Annotated in this window: 1 protein-coding gene; it reads right to left on the reverse strand. The window is 67.7% G+C overall.

Going from position 1 to position 467, the window contains the following annotated elements:
• Positions 1-467: NAD(P)(+) transhydrogenase (Re/Si-specific) subunit beta (locus tag AB4Z46_RS35425; RefSeq protein WP_442288224.1), on the reverse strand; the 467-nt coding region annotated here is incomplete at both ends.

Genomic DNA, 467 nt, shown 5'->3' on the forward strand with positions numbered 1-467 from the left:
ATGCCGTAGATCGGCGTGCCCTTCTGCAGCGCCGCCGGGTTCACCACGTCGTTGGCCCCCAGGATGATCGCCACGTCGGCCTGCGCGAACTCGCCGTTGATGTCCTCCATCTCGAACACCTGGTCGTAGGGCACCTCGGCCTCCGCCAGCAGCACGTTCATGTGCCCCGGCATGCGCCCGGCCACCGGATGGATCGCGTACTTCACCGTCACCCCTTTGTGGGTGAGCTTCTCGGCCAGCTCGTTGACCGCGTGCTGGGCGCGCGCCACCGCCAGCCCGTAGCCCGGCACGATGATCACCGTCTCGGCGTTGCTCAGCATGTAGGCCGCATCGTCGGCGCTGCCGCTCTTGACCGGGCGCTGCTCCTTGGCGCCGGTGGCCGCCGTGGCCGCCTCGCCGCCGAAGCCGCCCAGGATCACGTTGAAGAACGAGCGGTTCATCGCCTTGCACATGATGTAGCTCAGGAT

The sequence above is a fragment of the Variovorax sp. M-6 genome (assembly GCF_052114385.1).
Lineage (GTDB): Bacteria > Pseudomonadota > Gammaproteobacteria > Burkholderiales > Burkholderiaceae_C > Variovorax.